Annotated in this window: 16 protein-coding genes; 3 read left to right on the top strand and 13 right to left on the bottom strand. The window is 48.8% G+C overall.

Going from position 1 to position 19550, the window contains the following annotated elements:
- Positions 1–31: 31 nt before the first annotated feature.
- The 8 genes from KU854_RS09945 to KU854_RS09910 all read right to left on the bottom strand — a co-directional run bounded on the left by KU854_RS09945 (position 32) and on the right by KU854_RS09910 (position 10070).
- The gene (locus KU854_RS09945; RefSeq protein WP_218358374.1) at positions 32–853 is read right to left on the bottom strand and encodes an AAC(3) family N-acetyltransferase; all 822 of its coding nucleotides are present in this window, start codon (positions 851–853) and stop codon (positions 32–34) included.
- 200 nt (positions 854–1053) lie between these two features.
- Positions 1054–1263: a hypothetical protein gene (locus KU854_RS09940; protein ID WP_218358372.1), complete on the bottom strand. Its 210-nt coding sequence runs from the start codon at positions 1261–1263 to the stop codon at positions 1054–1056.
- 106 nt (positions 1264–1369) lie between these two features.
- Positions 1370–1759, bottom strand: a complete 390-nt coding sequence (locus tag KU854_RS09935; protein WP_218358370.1) for a hypothetical protein — start codon at positions 1757–1759, stop codon at positions 1370–1372.
- A 2-nt stretch (positions 1760–1761) separates the two neighbouring features.
- Entirely contained in the window at positions 1762–5694 is a 3933-nt protein-coding gene (locus tag KU854_RS09930; RefSeq protein ID WP_255555503.1) for an RHS repeat-associated core domain-containing protein, read from the bottom strand.
- Positions 5695–6690, bottom strand: coding sequence for a Rhs family protein (locus KU854_RS09925; RefSeq protein WP_336245243.1), 996 nt, complete (start codon positions 6688–6690; stop codon positions 5695–5697).
- On the bottom strand, positions 6687–7406 hold the full coding sequence (locus tag KU854_RS09920; RefSeq protein ID WP_218358368.1) for a DUF4123 domain-containing protein: 720 nt from the start codon (positions 7404–7406) through the stop codon (positions 6687–6689). The genes KU854_RS09925 and KU854_RS09920 overlap by 4 nt, the downstream gene beginning before the upstream one ends.
- Complete coding sequence (locus KU854_RS09915; protein WP_218358367.1) at positions 7394–9430, bottom strand: type VI secretion system Vgr family protein; 2037 nt, start codon at positions 9428–9430, stop codon at positions 7394–7396. The genes KU854_RS09920 and KU854_RS09915 overlap by 13 nt, the downstream gene beginning before the upstream one ends.
- Before the next feature lie 121 nt (positions 9431–9551).
- Complete coding sequence (locus tag KU854_RS09910) at positions 9552–10070, bottom strand: Hcp family type VI secretion system effector (RefSeq protein ID WP_218358365.1); 519 nt, start codon at positions 10068–10070, stop codon at positions 9552–9554.
- On the opposite strand from KU854_RS09910, the gene KU854_RS09905 reads away from it, so the two are divergent.
- A complete protein-coding gene (locus KU854_RS09905; protein WP_218358364.1) occupies positions 10058–10288 on the top strand; it encodes a hypothetical protein in 231 nt (76 codons plus the stop codon). The two genes, KU854_RS09910 and KU854_RS09905, sit on opposite strands and share 13 nt — an antisense overlap.
- A gap of 97 nt (positions 10289–10385) precedes the next feature.
- On the opposite strand, the gene KU854_RS09900 is transcribed toward KU854_RS09905, so the two are convergent.
- From KU854_RS09900 to KU854_RS09880, 5 genes are all read right to left on the bottom strand, one after another.
- Complete coding sequence (locus KU854_RS09900) at positions 10386–11528, bottom strand: hypothetical protein (protein ID WP_218358362.1); 1143 nt, start codon at positions 11526–11528, stop codon at positions 10386–10388.
- A 2-nt stretch (positions 11529–11530) separates the two neighbouring features.
- The gene (locus KU854_RS09895) at positions 11531–14827 is read right to left on the bottom strand and encodes a toxin VasX (RefSeq protein WP_218358361.1); all 3297 of its coding nucleotides are present in this window, start codon (positions 14825–14827) and stop codon (positions 11531–11533) included.
- A complete protein-coding gene (locus KU854_RS09890) occupies positions 14824–15690 on the bottom strand; it encodes a DUF4123 domain-containing protein (protein ID WP_218358360.1) in 867 nt (288 codons plus the stop codon). The genes KU854_RS09895 and KU854_RS09890 overlap by 4 nt, the downstream gene beginning before the upstream one ends.
- Before the next feature lie 3 nt (positions 15691–15693).
- Positions 15694–17799 carry a type VI secretion system Vgr family protein gene (locus KU854_RS09885; RefSeq protein WP_218358359.1) on the bottom strand — a complete coding sequence of 702 codons (2106 nt, stop codon included), beginning with the start codon at positions 17797–17799 and terminating at the stop codon, positions 15694–15696.
- Positions 17800–17920: 121 nt separating this feature from the next.
- Entirely contained in the window at positions 17921–18439 is a 519-nt protein-coding gene (locus tag KU854_RS09880; protein WP_218358358.1) for an Hcp family type VI secretion system effector, read from the bottom strand.
- A 233-nt stretch (positions 18440–18672) separates the two neighbouring features.
- Between KU854_RS09880 and KU854_RS09875 the strand changes: the two genes are divergently transcribed.
- Together KU854_RS09875 and KU854_RS09870 are read left to right on the top strand one after the other, a co-directional pair.
- On the top strand, positions 18673–19200 hold the full coding sequence (locus tag KU854_RS09875) for a DUF4395 domain-containing protein (protein ID WP_218358357.1): 528 nt from the start codon (positions 18673–18675) through the stop codon (positions 19198–19200).
- A gap of 132 nt (positions 19201–19332) precedes the next feature.
- Positions 19333–19548, top strand: a complete 216-nt coding sequence (locus KU854_RS09870) for a DUF3820 family protein (RefSeq protein ID WP_218358356.1) — start codon at positions 19333–19335, stop codon at positions 19546–19548.
- Positions 19549–19550 lie beyond the last annotated feature (2 nt).

Here is a 19550-nt window from a genome sequence, read left to right as displayed (position 1 = left end):
GCTTTGGCATATAAGGCAGGCCGTCTGGGGTTTATCGACTGGCAACCCGCAAATCACTGCGGCCACCTGCGACCATATCCTGGCACCGTATACACGAAGGATCTGCACAATGGGTGATGTCAGGCTGGGTTTTGATAGCAGCCGCCAGCGCATCGATAAAGGGTCGGAACTTATAAATTTTCACCTTGCTGTCACCCAGTTTGGCAACGGTTTCCAAGTGCGACACCTGTTCGTTCAGATTCCCGAACCCCTCTGAGCACGAGCCTTCCTCAATCTCCACGATTTGACCATGAAACACCGACCATCGCCTGAATAGCTTTCTGCCTGCGAGTTCCTCAGCAAAATGCACAGGGGTACAAGCCGTCAAATCGACACCCGCCAGCACAATGTAAGCATCTTTACCTGACTGATAGATGTTCTTGTAAATGGAGTACACGTTAAGGTGCGACTGGCTTTCCAGCAGATCAATGGCTCTGTCACCCGCGACGATAAACGAGCCGCCAGCGTGTTTACTGCGAACCGCGCGTTGATGCTTCAGCAAGGCTCTTGGAATGGCCCCCATGCAGGCTTCAATCTGCTCAGTGTTTTCTTGGTAATTGACGCAACGCATCTCAGGCACTTTTGCGTAATCCACACCGTTGTTCTGGTAGTTGGCTGTGGGAGGGAAGGTTCTCGATTCATAGAAAAATGCGGGGCACACCATGGTGCAGTCGTTGCCCAGAAAACCGTCAATAATCGTCTCCGGCCCGCCATCCACACCCCCAAACGACTTGTATGCGGAATGAAGGCAAACCACGCTGCTGTTGAGGTTATTGGTTTGAATAAATTCGTTTATTTGATCTGAGGTGAGCATGTCCGTTTGCCTCTTGATGGGAGTGAATTTCTACTCGTAGAACTCCATCATAGAGCTCTGGTCGGAAAACAGTAGCTTTGAGTTGGATACGAAATCACATTCATGAGATGTAATTGGATGCAGAAATACATGAGTGAGGATGAGAAACTCCTATCCCCGCTTTGAGTTTCCTATTTAATTGGCTCTATTCCAGGAGTTACCTATACAAAATAAAAAGAAATTTCCTTTATTAATTCAGAGTCTTTGCTATCTACACCAATATCTGAAGAGGAAATCTCATGGAGGATTCCCTTTACGCCATAGAAACCTCGAGTTTCTATTTCTTTTAGCAGCATATTTTTTTTGCTACTAGCTGAAACATACTTATTTATTAAGTAAGAGAGATTTTCATATAGTTGCTCATCTGTCATAATTTTTTACTTCTCAGGCATTAGTGTTACGTTGTCAAATTTGAAAGTCATTCATGTGGGACCCAACAAATAGTCGTTATTGATCTCTCTGTTCCCTACGTTTGCATTATCTCTTTATGCCAATTTTATTCCCAATGGTCCGTTTCTTTATATCTAACTCAAATTGTACTAAGTCGCCCCATTTATTTAAATGCTCCCCACGTAGAGGATTTAAAACTATCAGATACCCTGTGGGGGAAATTGTTGATTTTTCTATATAGTAATACTCTAGATCCGTATTGCTGCTTATTGAAAAGTACTCTTTTTCAGAATTGTCATATGGGAGTAAATAAACACAACCAAGATCACCGATTAGGAATGCATGTTCGTCATCAATATCATAGATGGCGATGTCATATGGAAAGCTGGCAGATTGCAGCTTCCCTTCATATCTCCAAGTGATATCGAGCTTCGTTACTTGGAAGTTGGAATATTCTCGATTAACTTCAAATATCATAATCAGTCCTTTGGAAGAGGTTTTGAATCAACGATTTCCAGGTGAGCATCATTTGTAAACTTATTATACCTATTTGGAACGGCTTTACCCCACTGTGAATTATCAGCAAATTGAATTTGTGTCCCACCCCCGGGAAGGTATCTTCTCTTCCCATTTGGCAAAGTATCTATTTGTGGACCAACTGGTCCAACATAAAACTCTGTTGGCTTCGTGATTCGATAAATCGTTACATCGTCCAGTGTCTCTTTCCATTCCTCTTTGATTGCTAACTGATTTCGACCATAAGCTTCGTTTGGGATACTGTCGAAAGTACCAAACCTACCGGGTTCATTAGGTTTTCCAGCGTTAGTTATCATGTTGAATTCACCAGCGTCATAAGTCTGACGTGTTGATTCATAGTCAAATCCATAGGGCCAAGGAGACTGGTTTTTTATTAAGTCTTGGTATGCTTGAGAAGCTTCGGCAGGAGAATTAAATTGACCTTTGTGAGCTTTTTGGAACTCATTCCACGCATTATGGATTGGTGTCTGATCTCCATTTCCACCTCCGCTACTTCCACAACATGCCCCTGCTCCCTTTAGATGCGCCAACCCCAACGGATCCACCCACCCCGTAGGATTAGGCACATATTGGTAGTTGTTTAATCCACCTGCCAAACCGATGGGGTCTGCTGTAATGAATCGCCCTGTATTTGGGCTGTAGTAACGGTGTCGGTTGTAATGAAGTCCGGTTTCTTCGTCGAAATACTGCCCCTGAAAACGTAACGGGTTGGAGATTTGTTCGACATGCTTTCTCAGCACATTACCGTAGGCGCGGTATTGTACTGACCAGACGGATTTACCGTGTAAATCGGTGATGTCGGTTGGCGTGCCGATTTGGTCTAGGTGGTAGTGGTAAACCTCGCAATCTGTTCCTTCGCCCGACAGCATTGCCAAAGGCTTAAAGGTACCGGGTTCGTAGATGTATGTCTGGTAATGGTCGTTGCTGGTTTCGGCAATCAGGGTGTCGCCCTGCCAGACAAACTCGGTGGTTCTGACGTTGCCAAGCTTATCCGTTACGCGCTTTTCAATGCGCCGGCCGAATGCATCGTATTTGTAGGTGGCGAATGAACCATCTGGCAAATTGGCTTTAGTTAAGCGGTGCTGGCAGTCGTAGTCATAGTGCGTATCAAGGCTTTGTTCTTTGCCGCGTTTTTCTGTGGTGAGCCGCCCAAACTCGTCGTATTCATAGTGAGTGTCGCCATGAAACCGAAGCTGATTGCCTTCGACGCTGAACGGTTTTCTTCCCGCTTCCACGCCCATCGCTTGCTCGAGCAGGTTACCGGCTGGGTCATGGGTAAATGACTCATCAACAACGCCACGGGTTTTCTTCAGACGTGATAGTGGGTCGTAGTCGTAATAGACACTGCCGAATCGGCTATCTGTCATCTCGCTCAGGTTGCCATCGGTACCATAGAGATAGTGGCGGGATTGCGTCTGACGCCCGTTTTGATGCTGGGTATGGGCAGTGAGTCGTCCTTGTTCGTCATGCTGGAAGCGGCTGAGAATATCACCTTGATTACGGGCGGTTTCCAAACCATTTTGGTAATGGTGGCGGGTCAGTTGCTCATCATCGAGCATGATGCGGTTGAGTACACCACCGGCAGTGCGCTCGAAGCTGAGTTTGTTGGCATCAGGTAATTGCCAGTGAGAGAGATTTCCAACGCAGTCATACTCGAAAAAGTTCGATGCCCAGTTTTGGTGTTCTTCGGTCAGTCTGCCGAGTAAGTCATAGTGCCAGGCAAGTGGTGTCTCTCCGTCATCGACGCTGATTAACTGCCCGAACTGGTCATAGCTGTAAGTGACCTCTTGGCCGTCGGGCAGGGTTTTCTTGGTTAGCCTGCCCATGGTATCGCGTTCGAAAACGGTCTCGAGTTTTGTGCCTTGAGTCCCTATTTCGGTTTTCTTCAGAAGTTTGCCGTTGAGGTCGTATTCATAACCAAATCGACGACCATCAAAGGTGGTTTCACTGCGCACCAAACCGTTGGCAAAGTAATCGATTTGATAGGTTTCGTTGCGCTCGTTGATGATGGCAGTAACGAAGTTTTTCGCATTGTCGTACTGGTAACGAAGTGTAGAGCCGTCAGGTTGAATGACCTGACTGACAAGGTCGGTATTGGGGTGATACTCGTACTGGGTTTCCAGTCCGTTTTCATCAATAACGCGGGTTGCCTTGCCATAGCCATTGTATTCGAAATGCTTGGTTTGACCGGAAGGCAGGGTCACTTTACTCAGCCTGTCAGCGTTGTCCCACTCATATTGGGTTACAGCGCCAATGGCGGACTTCTCTAAAATAATTCGGCCAAAAATGTCGTAGCGATAGCAAGCTTGAGAACCATCAGGATAGGTCTCGCCTATCAGCATGCCTAAACGGTTCCAGGCAAGTTGATGTTTGCTGCCGTCCGGATAGGCGATTTCAGTCAGCAGGCCCTGCCCGTTGTATCGGTAAAACGTGTCCTGGCCTAACGGATCCCGTTTCTCTGTGATGTCTCCCTGCGCATTGTATTTATAGCGCCAGTTTCGCTTGCCCTGAATAACCCGGCGAAGGTTGCCCCGCCAGTATTGGTATTCAATCACTTCACCATCGGGCAATACGGTCATCACCCGTTGTTGGAAATCGTTGTAGACATGACGGGTTTCATTGCCAAGCGGGTCGATAGTGAGGATTAAGTCGCCATTTTCATTGAATTCATTTTTAGTGACAGCGCCGTCCGGATCTGTCTGCTCGATAAGTTTTGCGTTTTCATCATGCTGGTAGGCGGCAGTACTGCCGTCTGAATAGGTAATTTCGACGGCTTTGGAAGCGTTATCCCATTCGAATTTGGTGTCGTACCCTGTATTGCTCCAGTGATGAACACAGCGAACCTCTTTCCCTTCACCTTCCCACTGCCAGCCGAATTCAACACCCCCTGCCATTTTGCGTAGTGAGATGACGTTGGCTTGGTCGTATTGGTAATGCTCACCTTCGCCAGCGGAATTGAGGGCATCAACCAGTTGTTGGTTATCGTTGTAGTGATAGGTGTAGCTGGTGCGCTCTGTGACCCATTCTTTCTTTGAGCCTTCTGTTTTCAGTGTGCGAAATTCAATTGCTGAAACGAGGCCGTCTCGATAAACAAACCAGAGCGCGATGCCGTGCTCGTTGATGACAGCTTGAGGGCGCTGATAGCCATCGTATTCCACTGTCAGGCGGTTATTGTATTTGTCTGATAGACCGGTTAGCTGGGCAGTATTCCCTCTGCGGGTGAAGTGGTGAAAGGGTTGTCCCGCTTGAGCAAGAACATATTCGTTTTCTTTTTCACCCAGAAAAACTGCAGCCCCCGCGAGGTCGTTATAGATTTCAGGGCGTGTTGCTGAGGGCTCCGGAAGCTGGGTGCGTTTGCTTTCAGCATCTTTCCAGAACAGCTTTCCTGCTTCGAAGATCAGTGACTGGCTGAGTGGGTGACTCCAACCATAACCCAAGCCCAAATTGAGTTCACAGCTAGAGGTTTTGTAGGTGCGGGTAAAGGTAAAGGGCAGCACACCGGGAAGGGTGACATCACTAAGTTGGAGCGTTTCTTCACCCGTCACCATAGAGATAGGGCAACCCTCCTGAGCATCTTTGCCGGTACCTTGTGTCGCGTCGCCTTTTTCTGTGGTACTGCTGCTGTTATCGATGTCCCGACTTTTTTCCGAGGTAATGTGAGTCGATTGAGTCGCTGAGCGTTTTTCCGAGGTTGCACCTTCTAGATTTTCCCCTTCTACACTCTGGGTGGCTTTTGCCCGTGCGTTGAACTTTCCATTGCCATGCTGGGTAACTTTTTTGAGTGTGTCGATGTTTTCTGTTGCGTCTACTTTGGTGATATCAACCACTTCTTTGATTTTTTTAACGGCCTCTACAGCACGCGCTTTCTTATTCATTTACGCACCTACCATGGCTGCAGTACCTGCAACATCTCTGAGTCGATTGATATTCCTTAAAACGGCGCCGCCGGGGATGACAATACTCAGCACCACCTCTACCAAAATCGCTGCGAGAGAGACGGTAACCAAAGAAAGGATCTGCAGTGGACTGAGTGTTCTGAACCATGAAATGACGGCATTCAGGCATAGAAAGCATCGTGCTTCATCTTTAACCAGCGTTAGCATTCTTTCGGATTCCCCTTTTGCAGAGGCTAATTTCTCGGCGATCAGTTCAGGGTTTTCCATATACTTGGAAAGTTGATTTGCAAGCTCGGTGGGATTGGCGAGTAGCTTGAATAAGCTTGCAATTTCGTCCCATGCATCAATAAGTTCGTCCAGCATCTTGTCGAAAAACTTGCCGACCTCTTTCCACACATCAATGGGATCTGACAGATATATCTGCCATTCGCTGCGCTGCGTTGTCCATTCCTTGTCGAGCCAGGCACTTAGTTTGCTGATTGTTGGGTCGTAAGAGTCGAGCATGGCTTTGATGTCGCTTTCGTTCACCTCTGGGTAAAAGGTGATGCGGATGGGTTTGCCGCGATGCGCCGAGTCTAATATCACTTCTGCGGTACCGTCGCTGCCAATAGTGCCGGAAACGGCCGGGCCATCCGGCTCGTAGTCAGAAGACAAAAAACTGGTCTGCTTCTTAACGGGTTGTACCTTGAAGGGCGTACCACTGATTGGCACGAAAGCTTCCGCTTCAAAGCAATGGACAAGGGTGATTTTTCCATCAAGGGGGCAGGTGATGATGTCAGCTTCGATCTTTGAATCATTCGTGTCCGTGGAGTGCTCGTTATCGTTGACGATAACCTTTTGCTCCATGTCCAGAGCCCAGCCATACAGCCAGTTTTCTGAGTGCTTGCGGTATTCATCAATCGAGGTTTCGAACTCTGACTTAATAGTGCTGAACATGTTATCGACGTCAGCCATCGTCATTGTGTTACTGCTCACCGATACACCTCTTTATCCAATGCATTTTTGATGTAACTGTTCAGGGAGCCGAATTCAGCTTTGTGTTTTGCAACCAAGCGGGCAACTTTGGCTTTGGTTGCTGGCTCTGGCAGTGAGAAGTAAAGATCTGCATGATTCTCCCTAAGCCATTTCACGCTATTGGCGATAAGGACAGATTTGTCTTTTTCACTCAGTTTCCTAACGACAGTGTCGGGCACTTCCCACCAGGGGAATGATTTGTCGCTACCGACTTGAGTGGGTTTGGTGTTGGTGGCTTCACGTTGCTTTGAAAGCCATTGATGACAAGGGCCCATGATCAATGATCGTTGTTCATCGTCACTCATCGTTGCCACTTCAATGCTGAAATTTGGATCGTAGAAACGGAAAAAGGCATGGCTACCGTTCGGCATCCATACCTGAGTCAAACTTCGAAAGTGATTGAAAATATCAGCGATTGGAAGTGGACTTGTAACCAGCATTCCCCAATCTTCACTGGCTTCTCTTTCTGACCAATCAACGAAGTCTTGCAGTTCAGAAACGTCGGCGATAAAGGGCATAACCTCATGCCAATTTGCGTAGGGAGTACCGCGCCAAAGAGGCAATGCGTCGTTACCCCCCAGACGGTAAAAATCGGCTAATGGTTTACTCTCCGCAGTGCCGTTGAAAATGGCATAGCAATGAAGCTTTGCATCGACTTCCATATCTAGATCGCGCATTGCCCATCCTTACATTTTTCACACTCTTCACAGAACGGAGCTGCGGATTTCATGGTCGCAATCTGTGCGGTTGACAACATTGGTAGTGGGTTGGCTGGTTTGGGAGGAATTTGCCCTGGCATAGTTGGGGCAATGCCGCCATAGCCACTGCCATTGCCTGCGCTTCCCCCTTTATTTAGGTTAATGACGGGGCCCGAAATATGAACGCCAGCAGTATCGACTGTGACGAAGCAACCGCCGGCTTTTAAGGTGATTTGGCTTCCTGCCTCAATGACAAGTTTTGCCCCGGATTTTTGGTGAATTTCAGAGCCAGCATCAACCAGGTGCGCGGTGTTTTGTTTAAGGTGAATGCTCTGGTCGCTGATTATTGTCTTGTTCCCCTTCACCTGGGTCATCGCATTGCCATCGACCGTGAGATGGTCATCGACCTTAATGTGCTGAAAACGCTCATTGTCGACCGTCAGGTGGACATCATGCTTGATGTGGTCTTTGCGGTCGTTCTGCACCAGCAGGTTCATGTCCTTCTGGGCATGGAGATAGATTTCTTCTGCACCGCTCTGGTCTTCAAAACGCAGTTCGTTAAAGCCTTCACCCTGATGGGACTCAGTTCTGAGCACCGTGCGGGTTTTGTTTTCCGGCAACGGGTAGGGCGGCACATTGGTGGCGTGATAGGTTCTGCCTGTCACAATGGGCTGGTCCGGGTCGCCTTCCAGGAAGGAGACAATCACCTCATGACCAACGCGGGGAATGGCCATCATGCCATACTGCCCGCCGGCCCAGCCCTGAGAGACCCGCACCCAGCAGCTTGACGCGTCATCACTGTTGCCATAACGGTCCCACGGAAACTGGACCTTCACCCGCCCGTGCTCATCACAGAAGATTTCTTCGCCCTCCGGGCCGGTCACTATCGCCATTTGCGGCCCTTGCACCACCGGGCGGGGCTGGGGTTTGGGTCGCCACGGCCTGTGCGCCGGAATGACCGAAAAGGTATTGTGGAACCTGGTCATGCCTGCGCCGCCCGCCTCTTCGAGTGCTTGCGGCTGGGTGCCTTCAAGATGGGCGGACACCACCACCCAGTCACGGTTGGTGGCCTCATCGGCATGCTCGGTGAGGTCAAACAACAAACCGGGTTGAATCTGAGGGACATTACTTTGCGCGGTGGCGGTGATGGCATCACTGCGCAGGTGCTCTAACCGGTACTGGGTGAAAGGCTTGCCGGCCGCATCACTTTTAAAACGGCCGGGATAATCAAAGTGCTCATAGTCACTGCGTTGAAAGCCCATCTCGTGACCGGCCTGGTCCTGCAAAAAGGCGTAGGCCGGCTTTTTAAAACTGTAATCCTTGAGCTGGACCGACGAAGGCCTTGCCTGCACCGAATAGTGCCACTGGCGAACAAAAGGCTCAGCAGCCATCCCGCCGCTGTTGACGTTATAGGGAATGACCAGCCCAGAATGAGACAGGGTCTGGGTATCGTCCGAGAACAACACCGTATGCTTTCCCTGTCCGTGGATAAAGGTGTAGAAAATGCCTTCTTCCGCGGCAATGCGCTCAAGGAACTGTAAATCGGTCTCCCGGTACTGGACACAGTACTCACGGGGAAGCGGTGTTCCGGACAGGGCAAAGGCATAGTCATCAATGCCCATCTCCTGGAGCAAGATACTCATGATGTCCGGCACCGTCATCTGCTGGAAAATACGGCTGTTGTGACGCAAAGAAAGCCGGGAAAGGGCAGGAACCATCTCCAGGGCATAACGGGTGTGGTGGAACCCGGTATCGCCACGGGTAAAGCGGCGGACAATGCCGTGAAAACGCTGTTGGAGGACACCGTCCTGCCAGAGCATCAGGGAAACGGGGCGGTCGACCGTGTCCATCTCAGAGAACGCCTCATTGCGGCTCGCCAGACTGACCTGAAAGGAGAAAGGAGCAGAGAGGTGCGCCTCCCCCTGAAAATCGACCACCGCAAAGGCCTCGTCCGGTAAGCCTTCCACCGAGAGAGTAAATTGCAGACTGCTATCTGTAGCCATGAACACGCCCTAACCAACATCACCACACAACCAGAGAGAACCTCTGACGACAAAACCCGCCTAAGGGCGGGTGAGTGAGCAATGGCCCAACAGGGTCTGTTGAGCCATTAACCGGGAAGCCTTAAGCCTCAATCGGTGCACGCCAGTCGTCCGCGCCAGAGGTACCGGCCACAGTGTGCTCCCAGTCAATCTTGCGGTAGGCCACAGAGACGGTCACCAGTTGGGTAAACTCTTTCTTGTTCAGGTCCTGGCAGTGTGGCATGTGGCAGTCGATGTCGATGATGGTGGCATCGGTCAGGATGGTAGAGAAGAAGTGCTCCTGCTTACCTTCGACAGAGGTGCGGTACCACTTGAGTTCAACATGCGGCAGCATCTCACCGGAAGCCAGTGCGTTGTACATCAGCGGAACGGCTTTGTTCAGTGCCACAGTGAACTTGAACGGCTTGTGGACACGTTGGCCGGAAGGCTGGCCGCTTTGTGGGTCAGTCGGGACGGTCACGATGTGGTCAAACGCCTGAACCAGCATCTGGTCTTCGTGGCCTTCGACATAGATGTTACCGACAGAATCGGCGGTGAAGGCACCGGCGGTGATGTTGCCCTGAGTTTTGCCTTCAATGGCGATATAACATGGAGTTGGCATTGCGTATTCCTTACCTGATAGTTGAATGTTGTCAGGGGAATGAGGGAGCAAAGGGCATGCCATTCTGTATTGTTATGAAAAACAAGATGTTAGTTAGTGAGTTAGCGAGTAATAGCAAGGGATTGCTTGGGGGCTGGGCGAAAAGTTGCTTGGTGGGCAAGTTTTGGCTAACTTTTCCAATTAATCAGTTGATAAAAAAAGAAAGTAAAACCCGTTGAAGATTTAAATGTTTGTGACGGAAGAATGGAAACGCCAGCATGCAAATGTACTGGCGCAGGTTCGGCTCATTGGAATAATGAAAATATCTGGCGTGAGTTACTCTGCTTTTTCCGTCTCTCGAAGGGTGTCATTCGAATTGTCTTCTGAATAGACGAAGTCAGTCAGCGTGCCCCCGGCTTCAAAGTGTTTTTCAATCGCGGCTTTCTGCTTTAAAAGCTCTTCGCTGGGTTTTGCCCATTCACTTTCTGGGATGGGCTGAGACCATGCTTCAATGTCATCAGGCACTTTCACTTTGGCGAGACTATCTGTCCACTCTGAGACCAAGTAAGGCAGTTTCCAGCCGCTCAAGATGTGGAACACATAATAGAAAAACATTGAAGTGTAAGAGACCCATGGAAATTCTGAGTTAAGCGTAAACAAACGTTTAGGGCCTTTCCTGAACTTCTCCCAAAGCTCGCTTCGGCATTGGTCAAAGTAAGCACGATCTTCTTTTACAAAAGGCGTTGGAACAGGGCGCATTTCCTTCGGTTCATCCATAAAAATGCGCATGGTTTCCCACATGCGTTGACCTTCAGAAATGGAGGTAATGGGACGGCGAAGTATCCAATAGTCTTTGCGGTCTGAAGTAGGAATGGCGAGAGCAAAGGTAAAATGTGTGACTAAGCTATTGCCTGTGGTACCCCGGTTCATTGCTACCCAGCATACCACTTCTTCCCACGGGGCTATGATGGGCTTTTTTTCCTTGTCGGAGTAATAACAGATTTCTCGACGTTCTCGGTTTAAGCGTATAGGGCGTTGGCGAGAGAAGTCAAATGAGCTTTTGATAACTACATACCAACAAATGCTGTATAAAAAGGTAAAGATAATTATGAGAGGTTCAGCTAAGTCATACCATGCTGATAAAAATGAAACCAGAAAGGAACCATATTTCGATATATCTTCAAAGCCAAACATTATGAGAATAATAAGTATTACGATAGCTGCCATTCCAATTAGAAAATTTGACATCTGAACTTGCCAAGCTTTGCCCTGATTGCGTTGACCGATATTCAAATAGGTGTCGTTACATTCCAGTATCGTTGGAGATGAAATGACGGAAGTTATGTCAATTTTCGCTGAAGGTAGTGGCTTTGGTGAGAAGAATACTGCTTCTCCTGCAAAAAAATCGCGTGTTTCTCCAGCCTTGGGCATTTTCTCTTCTAAATTAATATCCTGATTTTTCTTTTTTTTCCAAAACATGATTATTTACTTTTCCAAGTGATATGCTGGGTGGTCAACTGGGTAAGATCGTAGGCTGAAACATTACGCGCTTTAAACTGTGCGACTTCACTGAGTGGTCCTACACGCGTGAAACTCTCAGCTTGGAAGCGTAAGATATCTCGTTCAGTCGCATCCGGTGTTGGGAAATAATGTAGCTCGATAGCAATACCGTGCTCTGCATTGATTTCTGGGCCAAATAGAGGAAGGGCTATCAGTAACGGCTCTTCAGGGGCACTTAAACAAACCCATTGTTGCGCTAACTCATTAGTCCATGCTTCCCAATCATTGTTGCGAAGGTTCGTTTTCCAGTAGGCAGATAGGTTCACTCCAGCAAGATCCAGTGTTTCACTCGTCAAGCCTGGGAAAGTAAGAAAAAGAGCTCTGCCTTGTCCAAACTCTTTGATTTCGGCGCCAGGCTTGGCCGAAATTCTGGCTAGTTGCAAGTTACTTTCACCCATTGTTCTGGCAGCTTTATCTTTACCCCATTCGCTGCTTTCAAACCACGCTAAGTACTTGGAAAGATTAGACCGGTTGTACCAAACAGTCGCGATTAACTGAATAGCTGAGACCGCAACGCCCGCGAGAGTTAAACGAATGGTCATTGAGACGAGTCTAGCCCCATTTCCTGCCCAAGCTGCCGCTGTGGCTGAATTGCTAACTTTACTTGCTTGATATACGGTGAAGCCAACATGAATGCTTCTGCCTAGGCCCCAGCCGTTGATCAAGGTCATCCCACCTTCACCTCCAAGTGTGACTAGCGCTTTAGTATTTCCTTTGCGCCAAGCATCAAAGGCTTTGTAAGCTTTTGTCCCTGAACTAATCGCACCAAGTACATATGCCCCCCCACCGAGTAAAGTTGTCCATTTGCCGAGGTTGGTGCCATATACTAGGACGCTATGTTTGCTACTTACAGCCTTTATGGCAGCAATATCAGTTGCAGCGCGCACACCTTGGGCAAATCCAAAGATGCCGCTAAGCGCACCTGTAATTTCTGCCAATCTAATTTCTCGTGACTTATTTCTGGCTTTATATGCGTTACTAATCGAAATGCCGACCAGTAAAAAAGACAAAAGATCCCACTTTCCGAATTTTATAGGAGCGCGCCATTTGTCAAAAAAGTTAGGGGTGCTTTTTACCGTTTGTAGATCAGCGGTCATTTGCTTGATGTCAGCTTGCATTTCTGCTGATAGACCTTTAATGCTATAGCCGACTTTAGCGGGTCCATCACCAATGGGCGAGATGGCTTCTGCCAGTTTATTTTCCACTGATAAAAGTTGAGTCTGGTTGTTTCTTAGCTTCGCACGCCAGGCATCGACTGACAGAGCATGGTTGATAGACCTCCCTGATTTGCGCAGGTTTGCAATTTCTTGCCTTATTTGATTCTTTAAACGTCGATTTTCTGTTCTAAGGCTCTCTACTTGTGTCTTGAGGTTGTTAAACGCGGCAAGTTCAGTTGCACTCGCTACTACAACAGAAAGTCCTTCAATACGATAAGCTTTGAAGAATTCTAACCAAGCACTGCCTCTCAAGTCTCTGAATATATCGTTGGGATCGAACTGCATCGTTGAGTTTGCTTGGTCCAGAAGCGCAGACGCGTTTTTAGCGAGATCAATTGTATTCGCTGGCGCGAAACTGGCGTCAATTAAAGAATCAAACGCTCTCAGGTTTTCATCAAGTGCGGCCAGTTTTGTGCCCCAGTCACTGCCACCTATCTGTTCATCTAACAAGCCATTAATTTGCGAACCGATGGAGTTAATTTCTTCAATACTTTTCCCACTCGTCACTAGTGAGCGGATATGCGCGATTCTTTTTGCTATTTCCTCGGTGACTTTAATGTAGTCTTCAGTGGGCAGTGAATATATCGCTCGGTATGAAATCCAAGGCATTTCGTCTAATTTATCTGCGACCAAAGCGGCGGACTCATCATTCCAGCATATATCCTGAATACAGGAATATTCAGCGGCAAGTAAGTTTTGAAGGCTATCGATATTGGTTGCATCGAAATACCAGGCAGCGGGATAAAATCTGTCAAACAGGGCTGTTCTGTCTTTGGAGATGGTTTCTAAAAGTGCTTGCCAGTGATCGAGTTTCTCGCGTTGCTCACTCAGGAAAATCATCATATCTTCTTCGTGAATAAGCTCGCGAATGCCGGGTGTACCCGCGTTTGAGTCCCAGAATTTGAAGATACTTATCCCGTTCATTTGCCTTTGGTAGTGTTCTTCAATATCTCCGATAAGTTCTTCGTATTTTCTCCACTGCTCAATTCCGAGTGCATCTTTTAGCTGCATCTTTTTGTATGCGTTGAGCCGGGCGTGATCGCTTCCGGGCTCCTCTTGAAACTCTAACCATTCAATAACTGCTTGTTTTTGGTCATCATCGAGAGAGCTGGCAAAGGTTGGATCACCGACCGCAACGGCGAGCTGCTCCACTTTTTCCGGTGATAGTGCGATTTGTGATTCGATGTAGCATCCTTCAACGAACTTTTGATACTGCTCTTCGTCGGATGTCCACTCTTCCAATGATGTTGCAACAAGCGCTTGGTATGAAGCCAAATCTCTCAAAATACCAATGTCGTCATTCAAGATGAGATAGAAGTGATCGTGCCTGTATTGAGGCAGTACTTTGGCGCTCAGCACCGAAAAATCAATGCTCTCGAAGAGCGGTTTGTGTTCCCATTCATAGGATGAGTAATCGAGGTCTGTTAGCTGCTGGTCTGGATTTTGGGCTTCAGCGCACTCTGCGATAAGTGATGCCGCTTGCTGTGAAGCTAAAAGGTATTCTTTTCCTTTGGCTGGGTCGGCGCCTGACAGGGAAACGCGTTGCAAAAACCGTTCTCTATCATCGTCACTTTGAATAACCTGAGAACATTTGCGTGCCGTCCATTGTACTTCCGAATAGCAGGCGTAGAGCAGATCTGACTTCTTGAAAACTAAGTTGGCTTCTCCAGCACTTGACGTTCGAACGTCTTGAGATACTTCCGAGCCTTGCCAGAGCAATGACGAGATTTGACCGTCTTTGACGAGATATTCGTGAAGTATCCATGTTCCATCATGTTGAATCAGAATATAAAGCCAGCCGTCTCTCAGGAGACGGATACCCACGGGTTTTGATTTTGTCTCATAGGGAACAGGTATCTCATCTTTTACGCAAAGCGTTTCTACCAAACCATATCTAACTGGGATCAGTTGAACGTTTTCGAGCTTTAATGGACACACCCCAGTCGGGTTCTGGGCATCTTTAGTATCGCCACATTGTGCGTCGAGATTCGCCGAGGTCACAGTGCTTGCTCCTGAGTGTTTTTTTGCATCGCATATTGCTCTGCCAGAGATGATGCTTTTTGAATGCGTTGAGAGGGCGTTTCCATAGAGGGGACATTAATAAGCGCTTGAATTTCTGCGTGGCGCGTATCATCCAATGCATTGATGCCTAGAAAGCCGAAAACATTGAAATAGAGCAGTAGATCTCGCTCTGATGAAAAACCCTTGTTGTAGGCATTTTGTGCTTCTTGTTGAAGCCATGCTGGTTCAACATATGGAAGGCTTTCGCTAAACCACTTTGTAAGATGATGTTCTATTTTTTCGAGTGTGTTTTGCCAACTTATTTGTCCGAGTTTTTTCCATTGCTCATCATTTAAAATAATTGTCGACCCGCTTGGGTTATGTAGATCTTGGGGATTTTCATCGTAATACCAGCCTGAGCGTGTCGGTATCCACACTTGTTCGATTGTTTTCCAGATATCCGGATTCTTATCTTGGAACAGAATCTTGGCCGCTTCTCCATGCGCCATTTTGAAAAAGACATTGCTACCGTATGGGCTCTGTACCTGAATCAAGCTGCGAAATGAATCTGCAATAGTTTCTATATCTGCTTGTGATGAGAAAAAATACCCTTGGTTAATGCTAGCGTTAGAAATAAACCAATCGTAGATTGATTTATTCGCCTTGATGACACAAGGCGTCACTTCTTTTAGTTGACGCCAAGGCTCATTGAGGTAGATAGGAAGGTATAGGGGATTTCCCTCAATCTCGTAGAGTAATTTTTCGAGATCATTTATCTGAGAGCCATCCAGAATAAGATAAAGATCTTCCCCGTGTTTGGGTTTAATTTCTGGCAAAGGCTTGGGTATAGATCGGGCAGACATGACTTATTTTTTTGCCTCAGGTTCTTCACAGACCTCACATACAGGATCGCTCGATTTAAGAGCGGCAATTTGTCTAGACTTAAGCAATGGAGATATGACGCCAGTTTCTCCGGATTTAAGCAGAGGGGTCATCGCTTGTTGCGTCGCAGTGGCTTTATTTAACTCAATCTCTTCAGGTGCTTGCTCTACATTTGCCGCCAAAGGCAGCGTTGGCATTTCTCCACCAAAACCCGAGCCTGAACCCGCGCTTCCACCGGAATTTATATTGATGGTAGAGCCGACAATATGTACACCCGCGGGGTCGATTTTCACGAAGTTTCCGCCAACTTTTAGGGTGACTTCGGTATATGCCTCGAGTATGGATTTATGACCACTCTTTAAATGGATTTCACTGCCAGCTTCATTGAGTAATGCCTCAGCAATTTTGGTGTGGAAGGAACCATCGGTGACAAGGGTTTTGTCCCCTTTAATGTGGGACATTGAGTTGCCATCGACCGTGAGATGGTCATCGACCTTAATGTGCTGAAAACGTTCGTTGTCGACTGTCAGGTGGACATCATGCTTGATGTGGTCTTTGCGGTCGTTCTGCACCAGCAGGTTCATGTCCTTTTGGGCATGGAGATAGATTTCTTCTGCACCGCTTTGGTCTTCAAACCGCAGCTCGTTAAAGCCTTCGCCCTGATGAGATTCAGTTCTGAGCACCGTGCGGGTTTTGTTTTCCGGTAACGGGTAGGGCGGCACATTGGTGGCGTGATAGGTTCTGCCTGTCACAATCGGCTGGTCCGGGTCGCCTTCCAGGAAGGAGACAATCACCTCATGACCAATGCGGGGGATGGCCATCATGCCATACTGCCCGCCGGCCCAACCCTGAGAGACCCGCACCCAACAGCTTGACGCATCATCACTGTTGCCATAGCGGTCCCACGGGAACTGGACCTTCACCCGCCCGTGTTCATCACAGAAGATTTCCTCGCCCTCCGGGCCGGTCACTATCGCCATTTGCGGCCCTTGCACCACAGGGCGGGGCTGGGGTTTGGGCCGCCACGGTCTGTGCGCCGGAATGACGGAAAAGGTATTGTGGAAGGTGGTCATGCCTGCGCCGCCAGCCTCTTCGAGTGCCTGCGGCTGGGTGCCTTCCAGGTGGGCGGACACCACCACCCAGTCACGGTTGGTGGCCTCATCGGCATGCTCGGTGAGGTCAAACAGCAGTCCGGGTTGAATCTGAGGGACATTACTTTGCACGGTGGCAGTGATGGCATCACTGCGCAGGTGCTCTAACCGGTACTGGGTGAAAGGCTTACCGGCGGCATCACTTTTAAAACGGCCGGGGTAATCAAAGTGCTCATAGTCACTGCGTTGAAAGTCCATCTCGTGACCGGCCTGGTCCTGCAAAAAGGCGTAGGCTGGCTTTTTAAAACTGTAATCCTTGAGCTGAACCGACGAAGGCCTTGCCTGCACCGAATAGTGCCACTGGCGGACAAAAGGCTCAGAAGCCATACCGCCGCTGTTGACGTTATAGGGAATGACCAGCCCGGAATGGGAGAGGGTCTGGGTATCGTCCGAGAACAACACCGTGTGCTTTCCCTGTCCGTGGATAAAGGTATAGAAAATGCCTTCTTCCGCGGCAATGCGCTCAAGGAACTGTAAATCGGTCTCCCGGTACTGGACACAGTACTCACGGGGAAGCGGTGTTCCGGACAGGGCAAAGGCATAATCATCAATGCCCATCTCCTGGAGCAAGATACTCATGATGTCCGGCACCGTCATCTGCTGGAAAATCCGGCTGTTGTGGCGCAAAGAAAGCCTGGAAAGGGCAGGGACCATCTCCAGGGCATAACGGGTGTGGTGGAACCCGGTATCGCCACGGGTAAAGCGGCGGACAATGCCGTGAAAACGCTGTTGGAGGACACCGTCCTGCCAGAGCATCAGGGAAACGGGGCGGTCGACCGTGTCCATCTCAGAGAATGCCTCATTGCGGCTCGCCAGACTGACCTGAAAAGAGAAAGGGGCAGAGAGGTGCGCCTCCCCTTGAAAATCGACCACCGCAAAGGCCTCGTCCGGTAAGCCTTCCACCGAGAGAGTAAATTGCAGACTGCTATCTGTAGCCATGAACACGCCCTAACCAACATCACCACACAACCAGAGAGAACCTCTGACGACAAAACCCGCCTAAGGGCGGGTGAGTGAGCAATGGCCCAACAGGGTCTGTTGAGCCATTAACCGGGAAGCCTTAAGCCTCAATCGGGGCACGCCAGTCGTCCGCGCCAGAGGTACCGGCCACAGTGTGTTCCCAGTCAATCTTGCGGTAAGCCACAGAGACGGTCACCAGTTGGGTAAACTCTTTCTTGGTCAGGTCCTGGCAGTGTGGCATCTGGCAATCGATGTCGATGATGGTGGCATCGGTCAGGATGGTAGAGAAGAAGTGCTCCTGCTTACCTTCGACAGAGGTGCGGTACCACTTGAGTTCAACGTGCGGCAGCATCTCACCGGAAGCCAGTGCGTTGTACATCAGAGGGACGGCTTTGTTCAGTGCCACGGTGAACTTGAACGGCTTGTGGACACGCTGACCGGAAGGCTGGCCGCTTTGTGGGTCAGTCGGGACGGTCACGATGTGGTCAAACGCCTGAACCAGCATCTGGTCTTCGTGGCCTTCGACATAGATGTTACCGACAGAATCTGCGGTGAAGGCACCGGCGGTGATGTTGCCCTGAGTTTTGCCTTCAATGGCGATATAACATGGAGTTGGCATTGCGTATTCCTTACCTGATAGTTGAATGTTGTCAGGGGAATGAGGGAGCAAAGGGCATGCCATTCTGTATTGTTATGAAAAACAAGATGTTAGTTAGTGAGTTGGCGAGTAATAGCAAGGGATTGCTTGGGGGCTGGGCGAAAAGTTGCTCGGTGGGCAAGTTTTGGCTAATCAATACGATGGTATGCAAATGAGCGTATAGACTGAAAAGAAAAGAGTTTGGGGAAATCTCTATGCGCACTGATGAATTAAAACAATACCATACCTTTTTTACCTCACCTTTGCTCGCGATGGGGCAGACGATTCCGGGGGAAAGTGATCTCCGCATCAATGAAACAGCAACCCGCGCACGAGCCGGGCTGCTGAATATGCTCTCGGCGGTGACCATGGTGATTTTGTTAGTGCGACCTGAGTGGGATCCGGTGATCTATGTTGGCCCCTATGTGATTTTCGATATGGTGATGGCGGCTGTATTTGGTCTGACGCCGTTGAGTCCGACTGGCGTGCTCGGTACAGCCATGACAATGAAATCCAAGCCTGTGTGGAAGCCGATAAAACCGAAACGTTTTGCCTGGAGCCTCGGTGCTGCCATGGGCATTACTTGCTTGGCATTCCGCCTTTTAGAGTTACCGGATATCTGGTTGTTTTCCGTTCTGGGTATCTGCTTTATGTTGACCTGGCTGGAAGCCGTATTGGGTTTTTGTGTTGGCTGCTGGATGCACGCAAAGATGTTTGGCTGTGAAGTGTGCAAAATCGACTGACAACGCGGCTCTATTTAAGAGTCTGGAGCAGAGCGGATACTTGGCGACGTTTCCAGACTCTCCCTCCTCTACGACACAGCTCAAATCGGGGTATACTCACCCGTCGTACCCGTCAAAGAAAGTGTCCGTCCAATGTTAGACAAAGAAAACATGCTGAAACTTGCCCGTATGAAAATGCCGTTTGGCAAGTATGCAGGGCGTGTTCTGATCGACCTGCCGGAAGAGTATCTTCTGTGGTTCGAAAAACAGGGATTCCCGAACGGTGAATTAGGAAAATTGCTGGCACTTTGTCTCGCCCTGAAAATTGAAGGTCTGGATGAAGTGGTTAAACCGCTGAAGAATATGTGATA

Source organism: Enterovibrio paralichthyis, assembly GCF_019209835.1.
Classification (GTDB): domain Bacteria; phylum Pseudomonadota; class Gammaproteobacteria; order Enterobacterales; family Vibrionaceae; genus Enterovibrio; species Enterovibrio paralichthyis.
Note: the sequence above shows the minus strand (reverse complement) of the source record. Positions and strands in the feature narration are given on the sequence as shown.